Source organism: Desulfolutivibrio sulfodismutans DSM 3696 (assembly GCF_013376455.1).
GTDB classification, from domain to species: domain Bacteria; phylum Desulfobacterota; class Desulfovibrionia; order Desulfovibrionales; family Desulfovibrionaceae; genus Desulfolutivibrio; species Desulfolutivibrio sulfodismutans.
The window spans coordinates 711485-737677 of record NZ_CP045504.1; the positions used below are offsets into that span (position 1 = coordinate 711485).

A 26193-nucleotide genomic window follows, 5' to 3' on the forward strand; every position below is an offset into this window, starting at 1 on the left:
AAATGCGGCTGGTCGCTTAGGTTTCGGGGCGGAACATAAATGGCCCGGATCATGGCGTCAACACGAACCCGGCAGGCCGCGCCCGGTTCTTCGGCCCATGCCCGTATCCGTTTTCCGGCTGGGCCCGCATCATGGCCTTTTGACCTTGCGCCGACCGGAAAATCCAGGGTTTTCCATGGGTTTGCCGGGAAAAAAGTGATGGCCCAAACACCGTGTTTGGGATACATGCGGTGCCGCGCCGGATGGCGATGGAACACATGACAACAAGGGGGGTCGGGAGCGCATGAAGACCAAATTTATTTTCGTCACCGGGGGCGTCTTGTCCTCGCTGGGCAAGGGATTGGCCGCCTCCTCCATCGGGGCGCTGCTGATCGCCAGGGGGCTTAAAGTCACCATTCAGAAACTCGATCCCTACATCAACGTGGACCCGGGAACCATGAACCCCTTCCAGCACGGAGAGGTCTACGTCACCGACGACGGGGCGGAAACCGACCTGGATCTCGGCCACTACGAACGCTATCTGGGCGTGTCGCTGAGCCAGAACAACAACTTCACCTCGGGGCGCATCTACCACTCGGTCATCAGCAAGGAGCGGCGGGGCGACTACCTGGGCGGCACGGTCCAGGTCATCCCGCACATCACCGACGAGATCAAGCGGGCCATCCTGGGCGTGGCCGCAGACGAAGACGTGGCCATCATCGAGATCGGCGGCACCGTGGGCGACATCGAGGGCCAGCCGTTTCTGGAGGCCATCCGCCAGATGCGCTCGGACCTTGGCAAGGAAAACGTCCTGTACATCCACCTGACGCTGGTGCCCTACATGCGCGCGGCCGGGGAGCTCAAGACCAAGCCCACCCAGCACAGCGTCAAGGAACTGCGCAGCCTCGGCATCCAGCCCGACATCATCATCTGCCGCAGCGAGGTGGATCTCAACCGGGACATCAAGGACAAGATCGCGCTTTTTTGCAACGTGGACGCCGACGCCGTGTTCTGCGCCGTGGACGTGAAAAACATCTACGAAGTGCCGCTGAATCTCTATTCCGAGGGTGTGGACCAGAAAATCGCCATCCTCTTGCGGCTTCCGGCCAAAAACGCCGAGCTCAACTCCTGGCGCGACCTGATCTGCCGCATGTCCAACCCGCAAAAAACCGTCACCATCGGCATCGTGGGCAAGTATGTGGATCTCAAGGAGGCCTACAAGAGCCTGCATGAGGCTTTGATGCACGGCGGCGTGGCCAACGACGCGGCCGTGGAGCTGGTGTACGTCAATTCCGAGACCGTCACGCCCCACAACGTGGCCGAAAAGCTGGCCGGGGTGGACGGCATCCTGGTTCCGGGCGGTTTCGGCTCCCGGGGCATCGAGGGCAAGATCGCGGCCATCGAATATGCCCGCACCAAGGGCGTTCCCTTCTTCGGCATCTGCCTGGGCATGCAGTGCGCGGTCATCGAATTCGCCCGCCATGTGCTTGGCCTGGAAGGGGCCAATTCCGAGGAATTCGATGTGACCACGGCCCATCCGGTCATCTACCTCATGAAGGAATGGTTCGATTTCCGCACCAAGAAGATCGAGCGCCGCGAGGCCGACGGCGATATGGGCGGCACCATGCGCCTGGGGGCCTATCCCTGCGCGGTCAAGCCCGCCACCAAGGCCTATGCGGCCTACGGGGAGCTTGAGATCTCCGAACGCCACCGGCACCGCTACGAGTTCAACAAGGTCTACGCCAGCCAGTTCGAGGAGGCCGGCCTGTCGTTTAGCGGCCTGTCCCCGGACGGCGAACTGGTGGAAATCGTGGAGCTCAAAGACCATCCCTGGTTTTTGGGGTGTCAGTTCCATCCGGAATTCCGGAGCAACCCCATGCGTCCCCATCCCCTGTTCCGGGAATTCATCAAGGCCGCCGTGGCCCGGCGCGAAGCAGGCAAGGGCGCTCCCGCATCCGGAAAGTGCCCGCCATGTCCGGCGGCCAAGGCATGATCCGGCCGACGCGGCCCGGTGACCTGATCCCTCGTGCCGCCCGGCTCCGGACGCCAAGGTGTGGAGCCCGGCCATGGACCTGATGTCCCGGGCACGCCGGATCGCGCTTCTCGTTCTGGATGTGGACGGGGTCATGACCGATGGCGGGCTTTTGTACGACGCCGCCGGGGCCATCCGTAAACGCTTTCACGTCCACGACGGCCTGGGCATCAAGCTGGCCCAGGAGGCGGGCATCGAGGTGGCCATGGTCAGCGGCCTGGACCAGGGGGCCGCCGCCGCCAGGGCCAGGGAGCTTGGCATTGCCGAATACCACGGCGGCCATCTGCGCAAGCTGCCGATCCTTGAGGACATTCTGGCCCGCAGGGGCCTGGCCTTTGAGCAGGCGGCCTTTTTGGGCGACGACTGGGTGGATGCCCCGGTCATGGCCCGGGTGGGGCTGCCCATGGCCGTGGCCGACGCCCAGCCCGAGATCCTGGGCATGGCCCTGTGGGTATCCCGACGTCCGGGAGGACAAGGGGCCGTGCGCGAGGCCATCCGTTTTCTGCTTTCGGCCCAGGGAAAACTCCAGGGGCTGTGGCGGAAATGGGAGCGATAGCCCCGTGGCCCGCGAGTTGCCAGGGCGCGGCGTCTGTGTCATAAATCGCACTACGCAGGCGGCCCAGGCCGTAGGCGTGTCGCGGGCGGAAGCTGTCTCGCCCGCATGAGATCCTAACGAGAGCAGAAGGTACAAACGAGATTCCATGGCGCTGGAACTGCGGCAACAACTGAAACTTTCGCAGCAGTTGGTGATGACTCCCCAACTGCAGCAGGCCATCAAGCTTCTGCAACTGTCCAGGCTGGAGCTCATGGAGAGCATCCAGCAGGAATTGATGGAAAATCCCCTTCTGGAAGAAGTTCTGGAGGAGGAGAAGGGCGACCGGCAGATTGCCGACGACGATCACGCTCCCAAGTCCGGCGGCGACGATACCGCCATCGAAAAGGAACTGATCAAAAACGCCGAATGGGACGACTACCTGGGCGATTTCGCCAGCACGCCGGTACAGTCCCACCTCCGCGAGACGGAAATCCCCGAGGACGGCATGGCCTTTGACGCCCGCCTTTCCTCCAAGCCCTCCCTGGAAGGCCATCTGGACTGGCAGATGCGCCTGTCGAACTTCACGAAAAAAGAACTGGCCATCGGCGAGGCCATCTGCGGAAGTCTGGATTCCTCGGGATATCTGGCGGCTACGGCCGAGGAACTGGCCCACATGACCGGGACCACCCCGGAAGAGGTGGAGGCTGCGCTGTACAAAGTGCAGCGGTTGGACCCCGTCGGGGTGGCCGCCCGGAGCCCTCGCGAATGCCTCTTGGTGCAGATGGAGGTTTTGGGCCTGGACGATCCCATCCTTGTCGAGATGGTCTCGGAGCATCTGGAAGACCTGGAGGCCCGCCGCTACAAGCCCCTGGTGAAGAAGTTCAAAATCACCATGGAAGAGCTCAAGGTCTATCTGGACACCATTCAGAGCCTCAACCCCCTGCCGGGCGCGAGTTTCGGCTCAAGCGAGCCCATCTTCGTCAGTCCCGACGCCTACATCTACAAGTATGGCGACGATTTCATCATCCTGCTCAACGAGGACGGGATGCCGCGTCTCCAGCTCAATTCCATGTATCTCGAAGATGTCATCCCCAAGGGAGACAAAGACCGGGACTACATCCAGGACAAGAAGCGGTCGGCGGAGTGGCTCATGAAGAGCCTCTACCAACGCCAACGCACCCTTTACAAGGTTCTTGAGAGCATTGTAAAATTTCAGAGGGGTTTTTTTGAAGAAGGCGTGAACAAATTGCGGCCGCTCATCCTCAAAGATGTGGCTGAAGACATCAGCATGCATGAATCCACCGTGAGCCGCATCACGTCCAACAAGTATACGGCTACGCCCCACGGCATCTTTGAGCTCAAGTTCTTTTTCAACAGCTCGCTTGAACTCGACGATGGCAGCACCGTGGGTTCGGAATCGGTCAAGGCCACCATCCGGCAGCTTATCGCCGCCGAAGACCCGAAAAAACCCATCAGCGACGAGGCCATCGCGGACATCCTCAAGGAGCGGTTGCAGATCAACATCGCCCGCCGCACCGTGGCCAAATACCGGACGGCCATGGACATCGCCTCGTCATCCAAGCGCAAGGAAATGTTCTGATTCGCCCGACACGCCGTGATCCGTCACGGCCGAACATACAGGAGGTACTCCATGAACATCACGTTCAATTTCAAGAATTTCGAACCATCCGATCATCTTCGCGATTACGCCCGCAAGCGTTTTGAAAAACTGACGAAATACATGGCCAACACCGATTCCTCCGAGCTCCAGGTGAATCTGAGCGTGGAGAAAACCCGGCAAATGGCGGATATCGTTTTCACTGCGGACCTGTTGCACATCTCGGCTCACGAAGAGTCTGAGGACATGTACTCCACCATCGACCTCATCCTGGACAAGATCGAGGCCCAGGTGCGCAAGATGCGCGAGAAGCAGAAGGACCGCCGCAAGCGCGCCGACACCGTGCGCTCCGAAGTCATCAGCTTCACCGAGTCCGCCTCGGGCCCCCGGGAGCGGACCATCATCGAGTCCGAGCATTACCAGCCCAAGCCCATGTCCGTGGATGAAGCGGCCATGCAGCTCGATACCCTGGGCTACGAGTTTTTGGTGTTCCTCAATTCCGAGACCGAGCGGATAAACGTCATCTACCGCCACAAAAAGGGTGATTTCGGGCTCATCGACCCTGGCACCGGCAACTGACGCCGAAAAGAAATACGGGCCATGACCGCGCAGAGGCGGGGAGGTCTTCGGGGAGTAACGCGAGAAAATGAAGCTTGAGGAGTATCTGCGGCCCGAATTCGTCCTGGACGATATGCGGTCCGTACACAAATCCGACGTGTTGGCCGAACTGGTGGCCCCCATCGGCGTGGCCTTTGCCGACTTCGATGTGGACAAGGCCCACCGGGTGCTTCTGGAACGCGAGGCGCTGGGGACCACCGGCATCGGCGACGGCGTGGCCATTCCCCATGGCAAGATGCCCGGACTGTCGCAGATCATCATTGTCGTCGGCCGAAGTCTCACGGGCATCAACTTCGATGCCCTGGACTTCAAGCCGTGCCGTCTTTTCTTTCTGGTCATTGCGCCGGAGCATGTGGCCGGGATGCATCTGCGCATCCTGGCCCACATCTCCCGGCTACTTTCGGAAGAAAGCTTTCGCGAGGCCTTTTTGCATGCCGAGGGACGGCAGGGACTGTGGCGGGTCTTGACCGAGGCGGCGTAACGCCCTGACGTAACCCGGCGCCTCCTGACGGCAAAGCCGGGGCTGGCGTCCCGGGGCCGTGCCGTCATGCGGCTCGGCGTGTGTTCTCCGAATGCGGGAAAGGGGAGACGGCCATGTCCGAACATGTCTTTCCGGTCATCATCCTCACCGGCCTTTCCGGATCAGGGAAAAGCAGCGGGCTCAAGATCTTCGAGGATCTCGGCTTTTTTTGCGTGGACGGCCTCCCGGTCAGCCTGACGCCGGTTCTGATCAAGCTTTTTGCCGGGCAGGCCGAAACCCGCTATCGCGGGTTGGCCCTGGGCATGGACGTACGCCAGGAGGATCTGGACCGGGAGTGGGGCGAGGCCCTGGCCCAGATCAAAACCCGCAGCGCCGACATCCAGATCGTCTTTTTCGAGGCCGACACCAAGGAGATCATCCGCCGCTACGCCACCACCCGGCGGCCGCATCCCCTGGAAAGCGGCGGCCACGGCCTGGAACGCGCGGTACAGGTGGAACGCGAACGCATGTCGCCCCTGCGCGACGCTGCGGACCTGATTCTCGACACCACCAATTTTTCCATCCATGATCTGCGCCGCTCCCTCCAGGAGAAGTGGAGCTTTTTGTCCGGCAAAAGCGGCCATCTCAAAATCCACATCATGTCCTTCGGGTTCAAGTATGGGCCTCCTGCCGAGGCGGATCTCATCTTCGATCTGCGATTTCTGCCCAACCCCTATTTCGATACCGCCTTGCGCCCCCTTTCCGGGAAAGACCCGAAAATCGCCCGCTACGTCCTGGGCGGCGAACCGGGATGCACCTTTCTGGAAAGGTTCAGCGACTTTTTGTTGTACCTGGTGCCCCTGTATGCCCTGGAAGGCCGCTACCGGCTGGCCGTGGCCGTGGGATGCACCGGGGGCAGACACCGCTCCGTGGCCGTGGCCGAGGCTGTTTTTGACAGACTGTCCAAGGCCGGATACACTGTTTCCCTTGAGCATCGGCATATCGACAAGGATTGACCGCGACCTGCCGGATGCGGCCCGGGAGGGCGTTTGTCCCGGGAGATCCCCCACAACATCCGCAGCCGACCGACCGGAACGACATGAAAGCAGATTCCGCATCCCTCCCCATCGGGGTGGTCATCGCCACCCATACCGATTTCGGCGGCAGGCTGCTCAAGGCCGCTGAATTCATCATCGGTCCCCAGGAGAACTGTCAAAGCATCAGCGTGGACATCTCCCATGAGGTGGAGTTGACGCTATCCGCCATCAAAGAGGCCATTGCGGCCACGGATCGCGGGGCAGGGGTGTTGGTGCTCACGGACATGTTCGGCGGCACGCCCACCAACCTGAGCCTGTCCCTTTTGGGCACGGGCCGCCTGGAGGTCCTAACCGGTGTCAATCTGCCCATGCTGATCAAAATCCTCACCTCGCGCACGACCCCCCTGGAAAAGCTGGCCGTAGACGCCAAGCAGGCGGGATGCCAGGGGATCGTGGTGGCGGGGGAGGTGTTGCGCAAGAAGGTGGCTGAGGGCTGACGCCATGCATTTTGTGCGGATCGACAACCGGCTGGTGCATGGCCAGGTCATCGAGACCTGGTTGCCGCACACCCGGGCACGGATGATCGCTGTGGTCAACGACGAACTCGCGGGCAACATGTTGCGCCAGGAGATCATGTCCCTGGCCATCCCGGACGGCGTGGAAATCGTCTTTTTACCGGTCGCCAAGGTGACCGCGTTTTTTTCCGGCAGCGCCCGGCGGGACATGGACGCCCTGATTCTTTTTTCCTCCTGCGCCGACGCCCGGGCCGCGTATGAAAGCGGCTACGGATTTAACTGCCTCAACCTGGGCAACCTGCACTATGCGGCAGGGAAAAAGCAGGTCTGCCCCCATGTGGCTTTGAGCAAGGATGACGAGGCCTGCTTGTATTTTTTCGTCCAAAATGGCGTAAAGATCGATTACCGGTGCGTTCCGGGAGACTCTGAACTGCCGAGGGCGTTTTGATGCACATTGATACCGGGCTTGTCTCCCACATCCTCATCGTCGCTTTTTTTTTGTCCTTTTCACCTTTCTCCGCTTCTCGCTGAATCTGTTCCCCCTGGACCGGCCCCTGATCGTGGGTCTGGTCTACGGGGCGGTCTTCGGGGACATCCCCACATGCATGAATATCGCCATCTTTTTTGAGCTGTTCTGGCTCGACCTTTTTCCCGCCGGGACATTCATTCCTCCGAATCAGGCTGCGGCCACCCTGGCCACCCTGACCCTGGCCCGATGTTTCGGTCTGACCGAAGCCCCCGGGGTTCTGGCGGCGGTGGTCATGTCCCTGCCCCTGGCCCTGATTTTCGCCCGCCTTGAGGCGTTCCACCGCCGGTTCGAGACCACGGCGCTGGCCAAGGCCGCTGACGCCGCCGCCCGGAAAGGAATCGTGCTCTCGCCCGGACGGCTCATCCTGCGCTCCCTGACGGATATGGCCATCATCGGCGGGGTCTTGTTCGCCCTGGCCCTGGCCGGCCTTCTGGCTGCGGGGAATCTGGTGTTCGCCATGATCGGCCCGCTCTTGGAGCACCAATCCAAGTCCTTCGCCCATCTGTGGATCCTGGGCAGCCTGGGTGGCGTCCTGTCCCTGCGCCATCGCCCGGCCTATGCGGTGTTGTCCGTAGGAGTGGGCCTGAGCATTCTGTGGTTCCTGGTGTTGACTTAAGGTCCTGTTCCGGGCACAGAATCAGGAATCTCATGCCGCCTGCATTTTCCCCGGCCAAGACCCTTGGCAAAATCCAGAGATTGGGATAAGATTCACAAGCTTTCCCGGAGACGAAGCCCACAAGGCTATTAAACCATCAGGAGGATTGAATATGGCTGTTTATGCTGTTGGACACAAAAATCCGGACACGGACACCGTCGCCACCGCCATCGGCGCCGCCGACTACTACAAGAAAAAATGCGGCATGGACGTTATCCCCGTGACCCAGGGCGCGATCAACCCGGAAACCAAGTTCGTGCTTGGGAAGTTCGGCGTGGCCGTCCCCGAGATTCTCACCGACGCCACCGACAAAAAGATCATCCTGGTGGACCACACCGATCTGTCCCAGAGCCTGGACAACCTGGGCAAGGGCGAGATCGTGGCCGTCATCGACCACCACAAGCTGGGCGACGTGACCACCACCAACCCCCTGGAGATGTGGGTCTGGCCCGTGGGCTGCAGCTGTACCGTGCTCAAATCCATGTACGACTTCGCCGGCATCGAGATCCCCAAGCCCATCGCCGGGATCATGCTCTGCGCCATTTTGTCCGACACCGTCATGTTCAAGTCCCCGACCTGCACCGAGGCCGACAAGAAGGCCTGCGAGGCCCTGGCCAAAATCGTCGGCGTCACCGACATGATGGCCCTGGGCGTGGAGATGTTCAAGGTCAAGTCCGCCGTGGAAGGCACCCCCATCCGCGAACTGGTCTTCCGTGACTACAAGGACTTCGACATGTCCGGCAAGAAGGTCGGCATCGGCCAGCTGGAAGTCGTGGACCTGTCCATCCTGACGCCCATCAAGGATCAGCTCCTGGCCGACTGCAAGAAGGTCAAGGCCGAGAACGGCAACCACAGCGTGTTCCTGCTTCTGACCGACATCATGAAGGAAGGCTCCGAGCTCCTGATCGTCTCCGACGATCCGGCCGTGGTGAAAAAGGCCTTCGGCGTGGACGTCAAGGGCGAGTCCGTGTGGCTCGACGGCGTGCTGTCCCGCAAAAAGCAGGTCGTGCCGCCCTTCGAAAAGGCCTTCGCCTAATTCGTTTCGATGCGATGTGAGTGAGAGCGGGGCGGCCTTCGGGCCGCCCCGCTTTTTTTGGTGCGCCCTGCAGGGCGCACTCACGCTGAAGCTGCGGGGCTGGGTGAACTGTGATGTGAACCGCCGTGGCAGGAACGAGGCGACCCGTTTCGAGCCTGGGCAGGGCGTCGGCCATCGGCGGACGCCTCTTCGGGCCAAGTCCGGGCCATCCTCGAAAAGTCAATCTTAACCCATCGAAATATTGGATATTATAACAATCTAAAACACCCCTTTTAGGGTGTCCGGGGGCGGCTTCAGCCGGTTTCCAGACCGTCCAGCCCGTGGGGTCACAGGTCAAAGCGCGCCTGCGTCCTACGGCTGCGGCAGGTGCGGCACGCTGGTATGAGCGCCACCCAGGCCGTCTATCCGTCCCCCCCTTTCCCCTTGATGCTGCGCAACGCCCTGGACCGTATCCGCCGGTTGGCCGGGGAATCTCCCTCTCGTTCCCAGACTGCGCACAGGTCGCGGACAAATTCCGGATGATCCTTGGCCGCGTCGTTGAGCCAGTTGCCCACGGAATCCTGCACGTATTTGGCGGGATCATTGCGTACGGGCACAAGCAGGGCCAGTCCTTTGGCCGGATCGTGCCGGAGTTCGGCCAGATGGGCGCACCATACGCCACGTGGGCGCGTGATCTCGATGGCGAACCGGCGCAACCTCTCCGACTGTTCATGGACGAGTGGTTCAAGCATGGTCATCCATGCCCCAAGATCGCGCGCTACATGGGGACGAACGGCCATCCACGCCCATTCCCGAACGCCAAAGTGGGGATCATCCGCAAAAGGCCGCATGGCGTTGAGCCTGTCGGTCGCGGCCAGGTCCGACGCCAGCCCGATGACGAAACAGGCGAATCCGCGCACGGTGTCCGAGGCGTGCCCGGAAAGCATGGGCAAAAGGGCGGTCCCGCCGTGGGACAAAAGAAGCTTGGCGGCCAGGTTCATGCGCCGGGTGATGCCCAGGTCGGCGGCGGCAGCCATTTCGGAGATACACGCCGGGGCCATGTCCGGCACGGCGGCGGCCAGAAGCGCGGCATAATCCACGGCCAGCCCTTCGGCCAACGTGGCGGATTCCAGGGTTCCGGCGTTGAGCGCGGCAAGAACGTGGGCCGGGATGTCCGCCCGGCGCACGGCGCCGGTACGGCGCCCCGGGACGGATTGCTTGCGGGTCGATGGCTGGTGCATGACACGACCTTCGGGTTTATGGATGAAAACGTGCCGTCTGGCGGCGACGTATTCCGATGTACCATTTTTTTGAAACGGAAAAAGCCCGGCAGAGACGTCACCACACAGCTCCCGGGCAGGATGCATTTTCGGCGACAGGGCGCACACCGGCAGACTTTTCCCCCTCTTCCGGGGCGGGGAGCAATGTCCCATAATGTAAATTATGTAAACTTTAAAAACAGGTGCGACGCCGCAAGAGTCCGAAAAGACATGGGAACCACTCAAGCCGTATCCCGCCGGTGGCGACATCGCGACCTGATCCTTCCAAGACAACGATGTCGGAAGCACACAAGGATCAGCACTGCGCAACGCCATCCGTCCAAGCCCGAACCCCGGGCGGTCGCCCGCGTCGGTTTCCCGCCCAGGCGGCTCCCGGGTCGAAATCAGGATTCGGCCACAAACAGGTCGATCAAGGAAAAGGATTCCACGTCTACAAGCCCCTTGTCCGTGAGCTTGAGTTCCGGGATGACCGCCAGAGACAGAAACGACATGGACATAAACGGATGCGCGTCGGCTTTCCCCGGCGCGGACACGCTGGCATAGGCCCCGCCAAGATAGGCCAGGGACTTTTCCAACTCGTCCAGGCATCCCGCTGACATGAGCCCGGCCACGGGAAGCTCCACAACGGCCAGAATGCGCCCATCTTTAACCACGCAAAATCCGCCCCCGACCTTGGTCAGGGTTTGGGCCGCAAAGGCCATGTCCGCGTCATTGACTCCGGCCACGATGAGGTTGTGGGAATCGTGGGAAACCGTCCCGGCAATGGCCCCGGCCGCCAGTCCGAGTCCCTGGACAAAGCCCAGGCCCACATTGCCCGTGGCGTGATGGCGCTCGATGACCGCCAGCTTGGCCAGGTCGCGCCCGGGATCGGCCAGGGCCAGCCCGTCGGCCAGACGCGGTTCAAGCGTCAAGCCACGGGTGACGATCTGCCCCGGCACGAGGCCGATGACCCGCACCCGGCCCGGCTTGGCCGGGATGCGAAAGGTCTCGGGGGTGACCTGGGCCGGTCGCATGGTGTTGTTCGGGACAGGGACTTCGCGGCAGGCAAGATTGAGGTCCCGGACGTCCCGGCCGCCAAGCCAGACCCGGGAAACGGCGAACGTCTCCAGGTCGTCCACAAGGACCAGATCCGCCCGGTAGCCCGGGGCCACGGCCCCCCTGCCAGGCAGCCGGAAATACCGCGCGGTGTTGATCGAGGCCATGGCCACGGCCGCAACCGGTGAAATCCCGTGGGCCACGGCCCGGCGCACCAATTCGTTCATGTGCCCGTGTTTTTTGATGTCTACCGGGTCGCGGTCGTCGCTGACCAGGGAGAACCGCCAGGCATTCTCCGGGGTCACCAGGGGCGCCAGATCGGCCAGATTCTGCTCGGTGCTGCCCTCGCGGATCATGACCTGCATGCCCTTTCTGAGCTTCTCCCGGGCCTCTTCGAGGCGGGTGCATTCATGGTCCGATCCCGGCCCGGCCAGAATATAGGCGTTGAGCCGTTTTCCGGTCAAAAGGGGCGCGTGGCCGTCCACCACCCGGCCTCTGGCGGCGGCGATTTTGGCCAACATCAAGGGGTCGCGGGCCAGGACGCCCGGATAGTTCATGACCTCGGCCAGGCCGAGCATCTGGTCGGCGAAGGGATAGTCCGCCGCCAGCATGCGCCGGATGTCCTGCGGGGTGATGGCCGCGCCCGAGGTCTCCATGTGGGTGGCCGGGACGCAGGACGACATCATGACATAAAAGGTCAAAGGCAGATTCCGGCTGGCCGCCAACATGTATTCGATGCCCGCCGGGCCCATGACGTTGGCGATTTCGTGAGGGTCGCAGACCACGGCGCAGGTGCCATGCGGGGCCACGGCCCGGGCGAACTCGGGGGGCGACAACAGGGTGGATTCGATGTGGATGTGGCCGTCGAGAAAGCCGGGACACAGGAAGCGCCCACCGGCGTCCACCACCTCCCGGGCCGGATAGTCTCCGAAACCGAGCACCACGCCGTCGGCCACGGCCACGCTTGCGGCATGGATCTCGCCGGACAGGACATTGACCAGCTGGCAGCCGGTGATGAGCAGATCGGCCGGGGTTTCGCCAAGGGCCAGGGAAATACGCCGCGTCAGGCGGGCCACGTCGTCAAAAGGCGGTTTGTCCATAACTACGGTGCTCCAGGGATGTTTCTTCGAATGGACCATACCACAATCCGTCGGCGTGGGAAGAAGGTCGTGCGAGCAACCGTAGACTTAAAGTAACACTTGATATCTTTGTTATCAGTCATTTCGATCGAAAAGTAATCTATCAATATATTTTATTTATTTGACCTCGCGCCGGGGATATGATGGGACAATGAAACTGAACGAAAAAGGACCCCCCATGAAGACCATCTCCCTGGATTGCCGTGGACTTGCCTGCCCTGGTCCGGTGCTACGGTGCAAGGACGCCATCGATTCCGAATCCCCGGATATCATCTCCGCCACCGTGGACAATGAGGCGGCGAAGGAAAACGTCGCCCGCTTTCTCGCGGCCAAGAAATACCAGGTGGAGATCGCGCCCGTGGCTGGCGGACATGTCCTGACCGGCGCCCGACAGGGGGGCGCATCCCCGGCCGACTGCCCTGCCCCCGTCTCCGGGGAGTCTTTGGCCGCCAGGGAACAGATCGTGGCCTTCCTCACCGCCGACGCCATCGGTCGGGGCGACGACGTCCTGGGGCAAAAGCTCATGGCCAATTTTCTGGCCACCCTGCCGGAACTCGGCGAGAGCCTGTGGCGTATCGTCATGGTCAACGGCGCGGTCAGGCTGGCCGTGGCCGGAAGCCCGGTCCTGGACAGGCTCAAGGCCTTCGAAGCGGCCGGGGTGACCATATTGGTCTGCGGCACCTGCCTGGACTTTTTCGGGATTTTGGACAAAAAAGAGGTCGGCCAGACCACCAACATGCTTGACGTGGTCACCAGCCTGCAACTGGCCACCAAGGTGCTCCAGGTGTAAGGCCACTTCCCGGCCCGGAGTCCCTCCATCGCCCATCCCACACGCGACGCCTCCCCTCCGGCGCACAGCGACCCCGCCCAAGGGGTTCGGCTCAACAAGGCCCTGTCCCAGGCCGGTATCTGCTCCAGAAGACGGGCTGATGAGCTTATTTTGACCGGCAAAGTGCTTGTCAACGGGGTTTTGATCCATGAGCCTGGGGTCAAAATCGACCCAAATCGTGATACTGTTGTCGTTAATGGCCAAAAAGCGGCTTTTTCCCCGCAAAAAACCCACATCTATTTGGTTTTCCACAAGCCCGTACAGACCGTGACCACGGCCTCCGATCCCCAGGGACGCCCCACGGTCTTCGACCTCCTGCCTCCCGAAATCCCCCGCCAGGGCCTTTTCACCGTGGGACGTCTGGATTTTTATTCCGAGGGGCTGTTGCTTTTCACCGATGACGGGGAACTCACCCACCGGCTCACCCACCCGTCAACTCATGTTCCCAAAATATATCATGTTTTGGTTCGCGGCCAAGTCAACGGGCGCACCCTGTCCACCATGGCCCAGGGCATGCGTCTGGCCGAGGGCGAGGTTCTGGCCCCGGTCGAGGCCACCGTTCTCCACCGCGAGTCCCCGGAACGCGCCCTGCTGTCCCTGCGGCTCATCCAGGGCGTCAATCGCCAGATTCGGCGCATGTGCCGCGACCTGGGATTGACCGTGCTGCGTCTGACGCGCGTGGCCCAGGGCCCCATCCTGCTTGGCGATCTTCCCCGAGGGACGTTTCGGCCCCTGGCCCCGGAGGAGGTTTCGGCCCTGCGGGCCGCCGCCGGGCTCGGGCCTGTTCCCCATGCTTCCGCCCCGCCAGCGTGCGCCGCTCCCGCCCGGGACGACCGGCGACGGCAGACGCCCCCGCATGCCACCCCGGCCCGCCCTCCCCAGTATCACACGCGCCGGGCCGTATCACAGCCGTCAGCGAAAACGGGCCACCGAAAAACACGGGAAAAGTAATCGGAACGTCAACAAAAACGTATGACGATTTCGCATTGATTCAGATGCCTGAAGAAGAATACGCAGTCCGGACAGCAAGGTCGTAGGACAGGCCACGATGACTGGCGAAGCGCAGTCCCTCGCCGCCAAACAGGCCATGGGATGCGTGGAATCTGCCTGGGACGGGACATTTCAGGCTGTTTGAAAAAATGAAACGCCGATTCCCGGCCGATTTTCCAACCGGCGCCTTGGAAAACTTGGGATTGTGGGAACGGTCGGCGTTCCTCGGCGGCTAGAATCGCCGCCCCTGACGGCTATGGTCGGCCAACGCCCTCGAATGCCGATGGCTACACCGAGGGCTTCGGGCGAGCCCCGCCGCGCAACACCTGCCCTCCCGGCGCACACCGGAAACAACGGACTATTTCGAGAGCGTGCGCCCATCCGCGCCGGTATTGTCGTGAACGGAGACGCCCGGGGGCGGGGTGAAGGAAAACAAGGAATCAGGCAGGTTGGCCTCGACCTTGAGGTTTTTCAGGGTCAGATCATTGGTGTTGGCGTAAAAATCCTGGATGGACAGGCGCATGATCATCTGCGTCGCCGGATCCACCCAGACATGGGCCATGACCAGCCCGGGCTCCGGCTCCTTGGGCACCAGCTTGAACCGAACCAGTCCCGCTCCTGCGGCGTCGGGCTCTTCGAAGACGTGGAAATCCTCGCGCAGATTGGCCTTGCCGGTCAGAAACTTGAGCATGGTCTTGGAGTTGATGATCTCCTCCACCGGATACCGAAAGGCCTCGCGGTCGTCCTCGAAATAGTCCCAGACCGCCTCCTTGCCCACCAACAGCAGTTCCTTTTCGGGTTTCACCGTCTCCCAGCGCACCAGGCTCGGTTTCTTGAAGGTGATCGACCCGGAACGCGTCTCCCCCTCGCCGCTGGCCGAATTCTTCAAGTCCTGAATGAACTCTGCCTTAAAGCCAGACAACGATTCGTATTTTTTCTGCACGGCGTCCACCAGGTCCGCGCCACGAACCGGGACCGCCCACACGGCGACCAGAAGGCACGCCAGAATCATCTTTTTCATGCTGCACACCTCTTTTTTACCTGCCCGCTTTTCCGGGGGCCGTCCGGACGGCGTCGCCGCCATCGGCCCGAACCCGTTTCGTGACCGGAAACCGTGTTTCCAGACCGTCCCGGTTCGTTGAACTCGTTCGGGGATTCCAAAGGGCGAAGCCCTTTGGCCGCCGGAGGCCTTTTTCCCCTTGCGATCCCGCCCCCTAATCCTTCCCCCGCAACACGGCTCGGGGCTTGCTGCCTTCCTGGGGCCCGAGCATGCCGTCGCGTTCCATCTGTTCGATAAACCGGGCCGCCCGGTTGAACCCAATGCGGAAGCGGCGCTGAATGAGCGAGATGGAGGCCCGACCCTGCTCCAGGACGAAATCCACGGCCTGGGGATAGATGGGGTCGGAGGCCGTGTCGTCGCCGCCGTCGCCGCCATTCTCGCCGTTTCCGTCCCCTCCTGCGCCCGTCTCCCGCTGCCATTCGGCAAAATCCAGCTCGTAGCCCGGCGCGGCGCGCTGTTTCCAGAACTCCACCACCTCTGCCGTCTCCTCGTCCGAGACGAACGCCCCGTGCATGCGGGTCATTTTGCCGCCGCTGGGCTTGAAAAGCATGTCCCCGCGCCCGAGCAGATGCTCCGCCCCCACCGTGTCCAGGATGGTGCGCGAATCGTGCTTGCTGGTGACCTGAAACGAGATGCGGGTGGGAAAGTTGGCCTTGATAAGCCCGGTGACCACGTCCACGCTGGGCCGCTGGGTGGCCAGGATGAGGTGGATGCCGGCGGCCCGGGCCAACTGGGCCAGGCGTACGATGCTGATCTCCACTTCCTTGGCGGCGGTCATCATCAGGTCGGCCAGCTCGTCGATAATGATCACCAGATAGGGCATGGGGGTCAGGTCGGCCAGCTCGTCGGGCCGGTCGCCGCCCAGCTTTTCAAGCTTCTCCCAATATCCGGCGATGTTGCGCACCCCAAGCCGGGCCATGGCCTCGTAACGCCGGTCCATCTCGTGTACGGCCCAGTCCAGGGCGCTTTTGGCCATGGACATCTCCGTGACCACGGGATGCACCAGATGCGGCAGGTCGTTGTAGACCGAAAGCTCGATGCGCTTGGGGTCCACAAGCAGGAGCTTCACCTCGTCGGGCCGGGCCTTGTAGAGGATGCTTAAGAGGATGCCGTTGATGCACACGCTTTTGCCGCTACCCGTGGCCCCGGCCACCAAAAGATGCGGCATCTTGGCCAGATCCGCCACCTGGGGCCGTCCCTGGATGTCCTTGCCGATGGCCAGGGTCAGCTTCGACGCCTGGGAGGTGAAGGCCTCGGACTCGAGGATCTCGCGCAGATAGACGGTCTGGCGCTTGGCGTTGGGGATCTCCACGCCCACCGTGTCCCGGCCCGGGATGGGGGCCTCGATGCGCACGGCCAGGGCCTTCATGGCCAGGGCCAGGTCGTCGGAGAGCCCGGCGATGCGGCTGATTTTGATGCCCGGGGCGGGTTTGAATTCGAACATGGTCACCACGGGGCCGGGCACGATGCGCTGCAACTCCCCCTTGATGTCGAAATCGGCCAGGCATCCGGCCAGGCTTTCGCCCTGCTTTTTCACGGCCTCGGGATCAGGGCCCTGGCCCTTGGCCGGGGGCGGCACGCTAAGGAGGTCCAAAGGCGGCAGGGGGGCGTCGGGATCGGCCTGGAAAGGGGCCGGACGCGGCTTGCGCGGGCGCTTTGGCGATGCCGCAGCGGGCCTTACGACAGGCGCGACGCTTGTGGACGGCTCGGGATCGTCGTTTGCATCGTCGGAAAAGACGAATTCCTCGTCCGTGGCCTGGTTCCCGGCCGGAATGTTTCCAAAGGCAGCAGGCGAGGCAGGCTCCACGCGCCTGCCCCGGGGTTCAAACAGGGCGCGGACGCCACGACCCAGGATGGTCCCCAGACGGCCCAGGACCGTCCAGCATGCGCGGGCCAGCCACCAGCCGCCGCGTCCGGCCCGACCCCACACGGCGTCGAACGAGAGCCCGAACAGGAGTTGCACCGCGAACACGGCCAGGAAAAAGAGCAGAAGCCCCCCGCCGTATCCGCCAAGCCAGGTGGATAGGGCGGAGAACGCGGCCCGGCCGAGGTAGCCCCCGCCCTGCACCTGTCCAAGCATCACCAGGGGGCGCAGGGTCTCGGTGGCGCAGGCGGCCGAAACCACGACGAAAAGCAAGACGACGCCGCACCAGCGCACGGGGCCAAGCCCGATGTCCCGCACAAAGGTCCGCACCGTGAGCCACACAAACCATACGGGCAGGAAAAAGGCCCCCACGCCGCACACGTCAACGAGAAATCCAGCCCAGTAGGCCCCGGCCCGCCCGGCCATGTTGCGGATCTCGTGCCCGGGGCCCACATGCTGGGTCAGGCTCGGATCGAGGTAGTCGTAGGTGGCGAGGCTGACGGCGGTGAATACCCCCATGAAGAGGAGGAACAGTCCCGCCATCTCCCGGAAATACCGGGTCTCGCCGCCTTGTTCCTTATTCTCGGCCAATGTACTCGCCAGACCTGGTATCGACTTTGATGCGTTCGCCGGTGTTGATGAAAAGCGGCACGTTGACGGTGATGCCCGACTCCAGCTTGGCCGGTTTGCTGGCCCCGCTGACGGTATCGCCCTTCACGCCGGGCTCCGTGTCCGCCACCACCAGGATGACCGAGGCCGGAAGATCGATGTCCAGGGGCGCGCCATTGTACATGAGCATCTTGAGCTCCATGCCGTCCACAAGGTAGCCGCCCTTGTCGCCGAGCTGGGCCCCGCCCACATGGGTCTGCTCGTAGCTCGACATGTCCATGAACACGAAATCCGCGCCTTCGCGGTAGAGAAACTGCATCTCGCGGGTCTCCAGGTCCGGCTTTTCCACCTTTTCCCCGGAGCGGAAGGTGTTTTCCACCACCCGGCCGTTGAGCATGTTTTTCAGTTTGGTGCGCACGAAGGCCCCGCCCTTGCCGGGCTTGACGTGCTGGAAATCAACGATTTCGTAAGGAACCCCGTCCCACTCGATCTTGAGTCCCCGACGAAAATCCGTGGTCGAAAGCATTGTCACTCCTTTGGTGTGTGTTGTGCGGTGTCCATGAACCGTTGCCACAGGGCGCACACGCCCAGGGCATAGCTGTGCAGGCCGAAACCGGCGATGACGCCGAGGCAGGACCGCCCGATGAGGCTTTTGTGCCGCAAGGGCTCGTCGCTCCGGGCCAGGATGTTGCTTAAATGCACCTCAACGCAGGGTATCCCGATCCAGGCCAGACAGTCGGCCAGGGCCAGGCTGGTATGCGTGTAGGCCCCGGCATTGAGCACAATGCCGTCCACGCCCTGGCGCATGGCCTCTTCCAGGCGGTCGATGAGCTGCCCTTCGCCGTTGGCCTGGAAATGCCCAAGCGTAATGCGCCCGGCCTTTTCCGGCCCGAGGATGTCCCGGATAAGCTCGGGCAGGTCGGCCAGGGACCGGCTGCCGTAGATTTCCGGCTGGCGTCGGCCGATGTGCCCCAGGTTTGGGCCATTGGCAATCAAAATCGTGAAGGTGCGCATTCCGTATCCCCCTCTCCCGGCACACGTTGAAATCGACGCAAACTGGCGGCAGTGTGAGGCAAAGCCGCCAAAACTTCAAGTCCGGCATGAAGGTTTGCGGTGCGATCCCCGCATCCAGGGCTTGACGCCGAGGCATCGACAGGCCACACATGCGGACATGAAACCCGATACGTCCCCGGTGGTCATGACCCTGACCGACACCATCTATCTGCCGTCGCAGCTTAAGCCCGTTCCCGCGCCCCAGGTGGCCCTGGCCGGACGCTCCAACGTGGGCAAGTCCACGCTGGTGAACATGCTCGGGAGCCGCAAGGGACTGGCCAAGATCAGCGCCACCCCGGGCAAGACCCGGAGCCTCAACTTCTACCACATCCGTCCCGGGGATTTCTACCTGGTGGACCTTCCCGGCTACGGCTATGCCCGCTGCGCCAAGACCGAACGCGAGAAATGGGCCAAGCTCATCGATGTCTATTTGACCGACAATCCGTGGCTGCGGGCGGTCATGGCCGTGGTGGACTGCCGACTGCCGCCCCAGGCCCTGGACCTGGACCTTTTGGCCTACGCCTCTGGCCAGGGATTGCCGACCATGGTGGTTTTGACCAAGGCGGACAAGTGCAGCCAGCGGGAGCGCGAGGCCAAAAAACGGGTGTGGGCGGATATCCTGGCCGCGCCGCCCCTGGTTTTTTCCGGCAAGACCGGCCTTGGCCGCACGGCCCTGTGGGCCGAAATCGCCCGGCTGGTCAATCCGGACGACGATTCCGCAGAGTCTCTCCCCGTCCAGGCCATGGAGGCCGAACCCGGACCGGGCCCGACGCCACCCCAGGTGGACGCCCCCGGGCCGGAAACGCCCCAGGCCGATCCGGCGAACGCCGCCCCCGGGGTCAAGATTCGGACAAAACCGCGTCGCCGGACTGTTCGCGCAAAAACTTGACCAGAAACTCCGCGTCCTTGGGCCCGAGGTTGAATCTCACGGCGGCTTTTTCCACCAAAACCGGAATCGAGTCCTTGGATTCGCCCTTGGCGGCGCAGATCCAGGCCACGGCCTTCCGGAACAGTTCATCTTGGGGCATAATGGTGCTCATGGGCGCTCCTTGCGGTCTTTTGACTGCCTACACCACCTGCCCGGCCCTTGCAACGTGGCCCGCCTTCAGGTAGGTGCGCCGGATTCACACCGTTTCGCCGTGCCTGTGGTCCCCCTCCCCTGCACCAACACGCCAAACCATCAGCCAGCACGAGTGTTTCATGGACCAGATCCTTTCCGCCATCGTTTTGGGCATCATCGAGGGATTGACCGAATTTTTGCCCGTGTCCTCCACCGGCCACCTGATCCTGGCCGGGCATCTCATGCGCTTTACCGGGGAAAAGGCCGCCAGCTTCGAGGTCATCATCCAGCTCGGGGCCATCCTGGCCGTGGCGGTCATGTACCGGGACCGGTTTCTCGGGCTTCTGCGGGCCAACCCCTACCAGCGGTTCTCAGGACTGCGGGGGATCGTCCTTTTGGGGCTGACCTGCATCCCGGCCGCCCTGGTGGGATTTCTGACCCACAAGGCCATCAAGACCTACCTGTTCGGGCCGACCACCGTGGCCCTGGCCCTGGCCGTGGGGGCCGTGGCCATCCTGGTGGTCGAGGCCATGCGCCGCCGGGTGCGCTTCGAGACCCTGGACGACATCTCCCCGGCCCTGGCCCTGGGCATCGGGGTGTTCCAATGCCTGTCCCTGTGGCCGGGTTTTTCCCGCTCGGCCGCGACCATCATGGGCGGCATGCTGCTTGGGGCCAAGCGTTCCCTGGCTGCGGAATATTCCTTCATCGCCGCCGTGCCCATCATGTGCCTGGCCACGGCCTATGACTTCTACAAGAGCTACCATCTCTTCGAGGCCGGGGATCTGCTGGTTTTGGCCGTGGGATTCGTGGTCTCGTTTTTTTCGGCCTGGGCCGCCGTCAAGGGATTTATTCTGCTGCTTGGCCGCACCACCCTGCGCCCCTTCGCCTGGTACCGGCTGGCCCTGGCCGTTGCGGTCTTTTTTTTCTGGCCCGCCTAGAGTGCCCCACGCGGCCGGTTTGACCGGCCTTGCTCGGCCCGGTTCGGCCCTGTTCAACCGGAACGCGCCGTGATACCGGTCTGTCATGCCACATGACGATACGCGCGAAACGCGTCCGGCCGCCTCCCGCCCCATCCGCATCCTGCCGCCCGAACTGCAAAACCAGATCGCGGCCGGAGAGGTGGTGGAGCGCCCGGCCAGCGTGCTCAAGGAACTGGTGGAGAACAGCCTGGACGCCGGGGCCTCCCGGGTGGAGGTCGTTGTCGAGGGCGGCGGCCGGGGACTCATCCAGGTCCAGGACAACGGCTTCGGCATGACCCCGGCGGAACTGTCCCTGGCCGTGACCCGCCACGCCACCAGCAAGCTGGCCAGTCTGGCCGAACTGTCCACCATCGGCAGCTACGGCTTCCGGGGCGAGGCCCTGCCGAGCATCGCCTCCGTGTCGCTGTTCCGCTGCACCTCGGCCTGCCAGGGCTACGATGAAGCGGCCATGATCGAGGTCATAAACGGCCGCATCACGGACCAGGGCCCGGCGGCCATGACCCAGGGAACCCGCATCGAGGTCCGGGATCTCTTCGCCGGGGTTCCGGCCCGGCTCAAATTTCTCAAGACCGAGGCCACGGAAACCAAGTTGTGCGTGGAGACCCTGTGCCGTCTGGCCCTGGCCAGGCTGGACGTGGCCTTCAAGCTGACCTGCGGCGGCCGCACGGTGCATCGCTTTCCGGCCGGACAGACCCTCCAGGCCAGGCTGGCGGGCATGTGGCCCCCGGCGGTGACCGAGGACATGGTGACGGTATCCCTGGCCCACGACGGGTTCGCGGTGACAGGCCTTGTGGGCCGACCGCTCACGGCCCAGGCCCGGGCCGACCGCATGCTTTTTTTCGTGAACGGCCGCCATGTGCGCGACCGGGTGCTCCTGTCCGCCGTGCGCGAGGCCTACAAGGGACGGCTGTTGTCCCGGGAATATCCCCAGGCCGCCATCTTTCTGGCCATGCCTCCCGAAGACGTGGACGTCAACGTCCACCCGGCCAAAAGCGAGGTCCGGTTCCGCGAGGAATCGCGCATCTTCACCCTGGTGCGCCGGGCCGTGTCCGAGGCCCTGGACAAGGCCAGCGTGATGCGCACCTCGCCCGCCCCAGAGCCCTGGCTGTCGGGCCGGGGCGAGCCGGAAAAATATCCGGGCTACCGGGATTTCGCAGCCCATATGCAGGAGCAGGACCGGCAGGCAGCCTCCCCGGAACCGCCCTATGCCGGGCCGCGACCCTTTTCCGAACCGGATTCGTTTCCCGACCCCCGGGACTCCTCCCTGGCCCCGCCGCCGCTTCTGCGCGAGCCCGCCCGGCCCGCCGGGGCATGGCCCCAGGCCACGCGCAACGTGGACCCTCCGGCCGTGGCCGCCCACGCCCGATCCGCCCAGGTCGCCCAGGACGCCCAAACGGCTTCGGCCGCCCCCCTGCCCGGGTGGACGCGACACACCGGATCGCCCTTTGCCGACGCCGCGTCCCACCCAGGCGACGACCGGCCGTTTCTGGCCCCACCGCCCGGGAAGGACCGGGAGCCCGGACCGGGCCCGGCCGCCACCGTGCGCGACGCCTCGGCCCCGGCCGGAATCGTGCCCGGCCGGGGGATGGGACATGGGGGCGAGGAGATCGAATACCTGGGGCAGTTCGCGGACACCTATCTCTTGGTGCGCATGGGCGGGTCGGCCCTGACCCTGGTGGATCAGCACGCGGCCCACGAGCGGGTGCTTTTTGCGGCCATGCGTCGGGACGGCCGACGCGGCGATTCCCGGCCCCTGGGGATTCCGCTTCAGGTGGCCCTGCACAAGTCCGAACAGGCCATGCTGGGAAAGCTGTGGGACGAGTTGCGGGCCGTGGGCTTCGACCTGGAGCGCGCCGACCCCGGGGTGCTGGCGATCAAAGGCCTGCCGCCCTCCCTGACCGTGGCCGAGGCCGGGGACTACCTGCGCGCCGCCCTGTCCGGGCAGGCCAAAAAAATTGAGGATTTATGGACGCTTCTGTCCTGCAAGGCGGCCATCAAGGCCGGGACGCGGCTGGTCCCGGACGAGGCCCTGGCCCTGCTTGCGAGCTGGCGGGAATGCCCGGAGAGGGACTACTGCCCCCACGGACGGCCGGTGGCCGTGCGTTTCACGGAACATGAGCTGGAGCGGCTTTTCAAGCGCAAGAAATAGCCGCCGACAGGTAGGGATTGTCCGTGGCCAGATAGCCGGTCACGTAGTCCGCCACCGCGTCTTCAAGCGGGGTCATGGGGGCCTGGTATCCGGCGGCGCGCAGACGCTCCACCCTGGCCTCGGTGAAATACTGGTATTTGCCGCGAAGTTTGCCGGGCATCTCCACATAGTCGATCTTCGGTTCCCGGCCCATGGCCGCAAAGACCGCTCGGGCCAGATCGTTCCAGGTCCGGGCCTGTCCCGTTCCCACGTTCAGGATGCCGCCCGCGTGGGGATTTTCCAGAAGCCACCAGACCACCTCCGCGCAGTCCTTGACCCACACGAAATCGCGCATCTGGCCGCCATCGGGATAGTCCTCGCGGTCGGACTTGAAAAGCGCCAGCCGCCCGGTGTCGCGAATCTTCTCAAAGGCTTTGCAGACCACGCTGCGCATCTCTCCCTTGTGGTATTCGTTGGGGCCGAACACGTTAAAAAACTTCAGGCTGGCCACCCGGGAAAGAAACCCGTGCCGCCTGAGCCACAGGTCGAAGAGGTGCTTGGTCAGGGCGTACATGTTTAAGGGGCGCAAGTCGTCCAGGGTGGCCGGATCGTCGTCGAAGCCGCGCGACCCGTCGCCGTAGGTGCTTGCGCTCGAGGCATGGATGAACCGGGCGTCGCGGCTTGTGGCGTACTGGCACACGGATTTGGAATAGTGGTAGTTGACGCGCATGAGCCGCTCGGCGTCGGTCTCGGTGGTTGCGGAACAGGCGCCCATGTGCACCAGGGCCGCCGGGTTGAAGGGGTCGGTGTGGCCCTCGATGCGGACCAGGAAGTCGTCCTTGTGCAGATAGTCGGCAAACCGAAGCCCCACGAGATTTTTAAACGTGTCGTCATGGCCCAGGTCGTCGACGATCAGGATGTCGTCGACCCCCATGTTGTTCAACTTCCACACGATGGCGCTGCCGATAAATCCCGCCCCGCCGGTGACGATATGCATGTCCGCCCCCCGTTTTTTACGTGCCCTGCGGCTGGGTTATGGACTTTCGGGGGCTCTTTGGCAAGGCAAGGCGGAATTCTTGCCCCATGGCGGGCCGCCCTCCTTGCCTCGACACGATTTTTCGACTACTCCCCCGGCCACGGGAGGTCACCATGCTCGCCATTCTCGACTACAAGGCCGGAAACCAGACCAGCGTCCGCCGGGCCCTGGACCATCTCGGCATCCCCTGCCGCATCACCTCCGATCCCGCCGTCATCGCCGCCGCCTCGGGCATCATCTTCCCCGGCGTGGGCGCGGCCGGACAGGCCATGGACGAACTCACCCAGACCGGCCTGGATGCGGTCATCAAGGCCCAGGTGGACGCCGGAAAGCCCCTTCTGGGCATCTGCGTGGGCTGCCAGATCCTCCTCGACTACAGCCCGGAAAACGATACCAAGGCCCTTGGCATCGTGTCCGGCGAATGCGCCATGTTCAACCGGTCCCTGACCGAGGAGGACGGCGCCCCCATCCGGGTGCCGCACATGGGCTGGAACCGCGTCAAACTCCTGCGGGACTGCGAAATTTTGCGAGGGATCGAACCTGAGGCGGAATTCTACTTCGTGCACAGCTATTATCCCGTTCCCGCCCCGGAATTCGTCCTAGCCGAGACCTTCTACGGCATCGACTTCTGCTCCGTGCATGGTCGGCCGGGACTGTGGGCCGTGCAATTCCATCCGGAAAAAAGCGGCCGCCCAGGACTGACGCTTCTGGCCAATTTCAACGCCTACTGCCGGGAGGCCGCCCATGCTCAGTAAACGCGTCATCCCCTGCCTGGACGTGCGAAACGGCAAACTCACCAAGGGCGTGAAATTTGCGGGCAACGTGGACATCGGCGATCCCGTGGAGACGGCCCGTATGTATTACGAGCAGGGCGCGGACGAGATCGTCTTCTACGACATCACCGCCTCCGCCGAGGGCCGGGGCATCATGCTCGACGTGGTGGAACGGGTGGCCGCCCAGATCTTCATCCCCTTCTCCGTGGGCGGCGGCATCTCCACGGTGGAGGACATGCGGGCCGTGCTCGTGGCCGGGGCGGAAAAGATCTCGGTCAATTCGGCGGCCGTGAAAAATCCGGACATCATCAGCCAGGGGGCCCAGGCCTTCGGCTCCCAGTGCGTGGTGGTGGGCATGGACGTAAAAAAGGTTCCTGTCTCCGAGACCATCCCTTCAGGCTACGAGGTGGTCATCCACGGCGGCCGCAAGGCCATGGGCCTGTGCGCCCTGGACTGGGCCAAGACCGTGGAGGCCCTGGGCGCGGGTGAGATATGCCTCAACTCCATCGACGCCGACGGCACCAAGGACGGCTACGAGCTGACGCTTACCCGGCTTATCGCGGAAAACGTGGGCATCCCGGTCATCGCCTCGGGCGGCGCGGGCAACCCCGACCACATGGCCGACGCCCTGACCCAGGGCAAGGCCCAGGCGGCGCTGATCGCCTCCATCGTGCATTACGGGGAATACACCCTGCCGGGCATCAAGGAGCATCTGGTCGGCCGGGGCATCAAGGTCCGCTCGGTGTGGTAGGGGCGGCCTGAAGCGTTCCCACAGGCAGCACGACGACATAAAAGAGCGCCGCGTCCGGGAGCTCCCTGGCGCGGCGTTCGTTTTTTCGTAAGTGGCCGGGTTATGCCGGATAAGGCCGATCCTTGGGCCACAGCGGGGACACGAAGACGCCGGACTTGCCGCCGCTCTTAAAGAGAAGCCGCACGGCCGTGACTTCAATGTCCTTTTGAACAGCCTTGCACATGTCGTAGAGGGTCAGCGCCGCCACGGATGCGGCGGTCAGGGCCTCCATCTCCACCCCCGTGGGGGCGTCGGTGCGGGCCTCGGCCTCAATCATCACGGCGCAGGCGGTCGCATCGATCGTAAAGCGCACGTCGGCAAAGGACAGGGGCAGGGGGTGGCACAGGGGGATCAGTTCGAAGGTCCGCTTGGCGGCCAGGATTCCGGCGATCTTGGCCGTGGCCAGGGCGTCGCCCTTGGGCAGGGCCGCCTCCTGGAGCAGGGCCATGGTTTTCGGCGACAAAATCACCCGGGCTGCGGCCACGGCGATGCGCCGGGTCGTGGCCTTGCCGCCCACGTCCACCATGCGGGCTTTGCCCTGGGCGTCGATATGGGAGAGTTCCTCGGACATGCG

The 26193-nt window shown here is 63.5% G+C and carries 25 protein-coding genes and 1 pseudogene; 17 read left to right on the plus strand and 9 right to left on the minus strand.

What is annotated here, in order from left to right; genetic code table 11:
- The first annotated feature begins 283 nt into the window (after window positions 1-283).
- The 10 genes and pseudogenes from pyrG to GD606_RS03455 all read left to right on the plus strand — a co-directional run bounded on the left by pyrG (window position 284) and on the right by GD606_RS03455 (window position 9014).
- Window positions 284-1972 (plus strand): CTP synthase, encoded by a 1689-nt coding sequence (gene pyrG / locus GD606_RS03410; protein WP_163302980.1) that lies wholly within the window; start codon window positions 284-286, stop codon window positions 1970-1972.
- A 73-nt stretch (window positions 1973-2045) separates the two neighbouring features.
- Window positions 2046-2567 carry a KdsC family phosphatase gene (locus GD606_RS03415; RefSeq protein ID WP_163302979.1) on the plus strand — a complete coding sequence of 174 codons (522 nt, stop codon included), beginning with the start codon at window positions 2046-2048 and terminating at the stop codon, window positions 2565-2567.
- Window positions 2568-2712: 145 nt separating this feature from the next.
- Window positions 2713-4146 (plus strand): RNA polymerase factor sigma-54, encoded by a 1434-nt coding sequence (gene rpoN, locus GD606_RS03420; RefSeq protein WP_163302978.1) that lies wholly within the window; start codon window positions 2713-2715, stop codon window positions 4144-4146.
- Between the two features lie 51 nt (window positions 4147-4197).
- Complete coding sequence (gene hpf / locus GD606_RS03425) at window positions 4198-4743, plus strand: ribosome hibernation-promoting factor, HPF/YfiA family (RefSeq protein ID WP_163302977.1); 546 nt, start codon at window positions 4198-4200, stop codon at window positions 4741-4743.
- A 67-nt stretch (window positions 4744-4810) separates the two neighbouring features.
- Window positions 4811-5263 carry a PTS sugar transporter subunit IIA gene (locus tag GD606_RS03430; RefSeq protein WP_163302976.1) on the plus strand — a complete coding sequence of 151 codons (453 nt, stop codon included), beginning with the start codon at window positions 4811-4813 and terminating at the stop codon, window positions 5261-5263.
- 113 nt (window positions 5264-5376) lie between these two features.
- Window positions 5377-6258 (plus strand): RNase adapter RapZ, encoded by an 882-nt coding sequence (gene rapZ / locus GD606_RS03435; RefSeq protein ID WP_163302975.1) that lies wholly within the window; start codon window positions 5377-5379, stop codon window positions 6256-6258.
- A gap of 83 nt (window positions 6259-6341) precedes the next feature.
- Entirely contained in the window at window positions 6342-6776 is a 435-nt protein-coding gene (locus GD606_RS03440; protein ID WP_163302974.1) for a PTS sugar transporter subunit IIA, read from the plus strand.
- Between the two features lie 4 nt (window positions 6777-6780).
- Window positions 6781-7242: a PTS sugar transporter subunit IIB gene (locus GD606_RS03445; RefSeq protein ID WP_163302973.1), complete on the plus strand. Its 462-nt coding sequence runs from the start codon at window positions 6781-6783 to the stop codon at window positions 7240-7242.
- Between the two features lie 61 nt (window positions 7243-7303).
- A pseudogene (locus GD606_RS03450) lies at window positions 7304-7939 on the plus strand (PTS sugar transporter subunit IIC); the annotation flags it as partial.
- Between the two features lie 151 nt (window positions 7940-8090).
- On the plus strand, window positions 8091-9014 hold the full coding sequence (locus GD606_RS03455; RefSeq protein ID WP_163302972.1) for a manganese-dependent inorganic pyrophosphatase: 924 nt from the start codon (window positions 8091-8093) through the stop codon (window positions 9012-9014).
- A 401-nt stretch (window positions 9015-9415) separates the two neighbouring features.
- On the opposite strand, the gene GD606_RS03460 is transcribed toward GD606_RS03455, so the two are convergent.
- Together GD606_RS03460 and ade are read right to left on the minus strand one after the other, a co-directional pair.
- The gene (locus GD606_RS03460) at window positions 9416-10234 is read right to left on the minus strand and encodes a DNA alkylation repair protein (protein ID WP_211922216.1); all 819 of its coding nucleotides are present in this window, start codon (window positions 10232-10234) and stop codon (window positions 9416-9418) included.
- 422 nt (window positions 10235-10656) lie between these two features.
- Window positions 10657-12408, minus strand: coding sequence for an adenine deaminase (gene ade, locus GD606_RS03465; protein ID WP_163302986.1), 1752 nt, complete (start codon window positions 12406-12408; stop codon window positions 10657-10659).
- Between the two features lie 217 nt (window positions 12409-12625).
- Between ade and yedF the strand changes: the two genes are divergently transcribed.
- Window positions 12626-13237 (plus strand): sulfurtransferase-like selenium metabolism protein YedF, encoded by a 612-nt coding sequence (gene yedF / locus GD606_RS03470; protein WP_163302971.1) that lies wholly within the window; start codon window positions 12626-12628, stop codon window positions 13235-13237.
- A 27-nt stretch (window positions 13238-13264) separates the two neighbouring features.
- Window positions 13265-14227, plus strand: coding sequence for a pseudouridine synthase (locus GD606_RS03475; protein ID WP_176629373.1), 963 nt, complete (start codon window positions 13265-13267; stop codon window positions 14225-14227).
- A gap of 397 nt (window positions 14228-14624) precedes the next feature.
- Here the strand turns inward: GD606_RS03475 and lolA are convergent, their stop codons facing one another.
- The 4 genes from lolA to GD606_RS03495 all read right to left on the minus strand — a co-directional run bounded on the left by lolA (window position 14625) and on the right by GD606_RS03495 (window position 18813).
- Window positions 14625-15287, minus strand: coding sequence for an outer membrane lipoprotein periplasmic chaperone LolA (gene lolA / locus GD606_RS03480; protein WP_163302732.1), 663 nt, complete (start codon window positions 15285-15287; stop codon window positions 14625-14627).
- Between the two features lie 193 nt (window positions 15288-15480).
- Complete coding sequence (locus GD606_RS03485; RefSeq protein ID WP_281362035.1) at window positions 15481-17781, minus strand: DNA translocase FtsK; 2301 nt, start codon at window positions 17779-17781, stop codon at window positions 15481-15483.
- Window positions 17768-18325, minus strand: a complete 558-nt coding sequence (gene efp, locus GD606_RS03490) for an elongation factor P (RefSeq protein WP_163302733.1) — start codon at window positions 18323-18325, stop codon at window positions 17768-17770. Before efp ends, GD606_RS03485 begins: the two co-directional genes overlap by 14 nt.
- Window positions 18326-18327: 2 nt before the next feature.
- Complete coding sequence (locus GD606_RS03495) at window positions 18328-18813, minus strand: type II 3-dehydroquinate dehydratase (protein ID WP_163302734.1); 486 nt, start codon at window positions 18811-18813, stop codon at window positions 18328-18330.
- Window positions 18814-18997: 184 nt separating this feature from the next.
- Between GD606_RS03495 and yihA the strand changes: the two genes are divergently transcribed.
- On the plus strand, window positions 18998-19741 hold the full coding sequence (gene yihA, locus GD606_RS03500) for a ribosome biogenesis GTP-binding protein YihA/YsxC (protein WP_176629374.1): 744 nt from the start codon (window positions 18998-19000) through the stop codon (window positions 19739-19741).
- On the opposite strand, the gene GD606_RS03505 is transcribed toward yihA, so the two are convergent.
- Window positions 19692-19892, minus strand: a complete 201-nt coding sequence (locus GD606_RS03505) for a hypothetical protein (RefSeq protein ID WP_163302736.1) — start codon at window positions 19890-19892, stop codon at window positions 19692-19694. The two genes, yihA and GD606_RS03505, sit on opposite strands and share 50 nt — an antisense overlap.
- A gap of 160 nt (window positions 19893-20052) precedes the next feature.
- Here GD606_RS03505 and GD606_RS03510 point away from each other — a divergent pair, with 160 nt between their 5' ends.
- Together GD606_RS03510 and mutL are read left to right on the plus strand one after the other, a co-directional pair.
- Window positions 20053-20850, plus strand: coding sequence for an undecaprenyl-diphosphate phosphatase (locus GD606_RS03510; protein ID WP_163302737.1), 798 nt, complete (start codon window positions 20053-20055; stop codon window positions 20848-20850).
- An 85-nt stretch (window positions 20851-20935) separates the two neighbouring features.
- Entirely contained in the window at window positions 20936-23041 is a 2106-nt protein-coding gene (gene mutL, locus GD606_RS03515; protein WP_163302738.1) for a DNA mismatch repair endonuclease MutL, read from the plus strand.
- Here mutL and rfaD read toward each other — a convergent pair.
- The gene (rfaD, locus tag GD606_RS03520) at window positions 23025-24017 is read right to left on the minus strand and encodes an ADP-glyceromanno-heptose 6-epimerase (RefSeq protein WP_163302739.1); all 993 of its coding nucleotides are present in this window, start codon (window positions 24015-24017) and stop codon (window positions 23025-23027) included. The genes mutL and rfaD overlap by 17 nt on opposite strands.
- A 152-nt stretch (window positions 24018-24169) precedes the next feature.
- On the opposite strand from rfaD, the gene hisH reads away from it, so the two are divergent.
- Window positions 24170-24811 carry an imidazole glycerol phosphate synthase subunit HisH gene (gene hisH / locus GD606_RS03525; protein ID WP_163302740.1) on the plus strand — a complete coding sequence of 214 codons (642 nt, stop codon included), beginning with the start codon at window positions 24170-24172 and terminating at the stop codon, window positions 24809-24811.
- Window positions 24801-25580: an imidazole glycerol phosphate synthase subunit HisF gene (hisF, locus tag GD606_RS03530; protein ID WP_163302741.1), complete on the plus strand. Its 780-nt coding sequence runs from the start codon at window positions 24801-24803 to the stop codon at window positions 25578-25580. The genes hisH and hisF overlap by 11 nt, the downstream gene beginning before the upstream one ends.
- A gap of 100 nt (window positions 25581-25680) precedes the next feature.
- Here hisF and moaC read toward each other — a convergent pair whose 3' ends face one another.
- Window positions 25681-26190, minus strand: coding sequence for a cyclic pyranopterin monophosphate synthase MoaC (gene moaC / locus GD606_RS03535; protein WP_163302742.1), 510 nt, complete (start codon window positions 26188-26190; stop codon window positions 25681-25683).
- Between the last annotated feature and the right edge of the window lie 3 nt (window positions 26191-26193).

Bases quoted from the DNA above. Each gene is read 5' to 3' on its own strand.
- pyrG (WP_163302980.1), top strand. From the start codon at position 284: ATGAAGACCAAATTTATTTTCGTCACCGGGGGCGTCTTGTCCTCGCTG.
- GD606_RS03415 (WP_163302979.1), top strand. From the start codon at position 2,046: ATGGACCTGATGTCCCGGGCACGCCGGATCGCGCTTCTCGTTCTGGAT.
- rpoN (WP_163302978.1), top strand. From the start codon at position 2,713: ATGGCGCTGGAACTGCGGCAACAACTGAAACTTTCGCAGCAGTTGGTG.
- hpf (WP_163302977.1), top strand. From the start codon at position 4,198: ATGAACATCACGTTCAATTTCAAGAATTTCGAACCATCCGATCATCTT.
- GD606_RS03430 (WP_163302976.1), top strand. From the start codon at position 4,811: ATGAAGCTTGAGGAGTATCTGCGGCCCGAATTCGTCCTGGACGATATG.
- rapZ (WP_163302975.1), top strand. From the start codon at position 5,377: ATGTCCGAACATGTCTTTCCGGTCATCATCCTCACCGGCCTTTCCGGA.
- GD606_RS03440 (WP_163302974.1), top strand. From the start codon at position 6,342: ATGAAAGCAGATTCCGCATCCCTCCCCATCGGGGTGGTCATCGCCACC.
- GD606_RS03445 (WP_163302973.1), top strand. From the start codon at position 6,781: ATGCATTTTGTGCGGATCGACAACCGGCTGGTGCATGGCCAGGTCATC.
- GD606_RS03455 (WP_163302972.1), top strand. From the start codon at position 8,091: ATGGCTGTTTATGCTGTTGGACACAAAAATCCGGACACGGACACCGTC.
- GD606_RS03460 (WP_211922216.1), bottom strand. From the start codon at position 10,234: ATGCACCAGCCATCGACCCGCAAGCAATCCGTCCCGGGGCGCCGTACC.
- ade (WP_163302986.1), bottom strand. From the start codon at position 12,408: ATGGACAAACCGCCTTTTGACGACGTGGCCCGCCTGACGCGGCGTATT.
- yedF (WP_163302971.1), top strand. From the start codon at position 12,626: ATGAAGACCATCTCCCTGGATTGCCGTGGACTTGCCTGCCCTGGTCCG.
- lolA (WP_163302732.1), bottom strand. From the start codon at position 15,287: ATGAAAAAGATGATTCTGGCGTGCCTTCTGGTCGCCGTGTGGGCGGTC.
- efp (WP_163302733.1), bottom strand. From the start codon at position 18,325: ATGCTTTCGACCACGGATTTTCGTCGGGGACTCAAGATCGAGTGGGAC.
- GD606_RS03495 (WP_163302734.1), bottom strand. From the start codon at position 18,813: ATGCGCACCTTCACGATTTTGATTGCCAATGGCCCAAACCTGGGGCAC.
- yihA (WP_176629374.1), top strand. From the start codon at position 18,998: ATGACCCTGACCGACACCATCTATCTGCCGTCGCAGCTTAAGCCCGTT.
- GD606_RS03505 (WP_163302736.1), bottom strand. From the start codon at position 19,892: ATGAGCACCATTATGCCCCAAGATGAACTGTTCCGGAAGGCCGTGGCC.
- GD606_RS03510 (WP_163302737.1), top strand. From the start codon at position 20,053: ATGGACCAGATCCTTTCCGCCATCGTTTTGGGCATCATCGAGGGATTG.
- mutL (WP_163302738.1), top strand. From the start codon at position 20,936: ATGCCACATGACGATACGCGCGAAACGCGTCCGGCCGCCTCCCGCCCC.
- rfaD (WP_163302739.1), bottom strand. From the start codon at position 24,017: ATGCATATCGTCACCGGCGGGGCGGGATTTATCGGCAGCGCCATCGTG.
- hisH (WP_163302740.1), top strand. From the start codon at position 24,170: ATGCTCGCCATTCTCGACTACAAGGCCGGAAACCAGACCAGCGTCCGC.
- hisF (WP_163302741.1), top strand. From the start codon at position 24,801: ATGCTCAGTAAACGCGTCATCCCCTGCCTGGACGTGCGAAACGGCAAA.
- moaC (WP_163302742.1), bottom strand. From the start codon at position 26,190: ATGTCCGAGGAACTCTCCCATATCGACGCCCAGGGCAAAGCCCGCATG.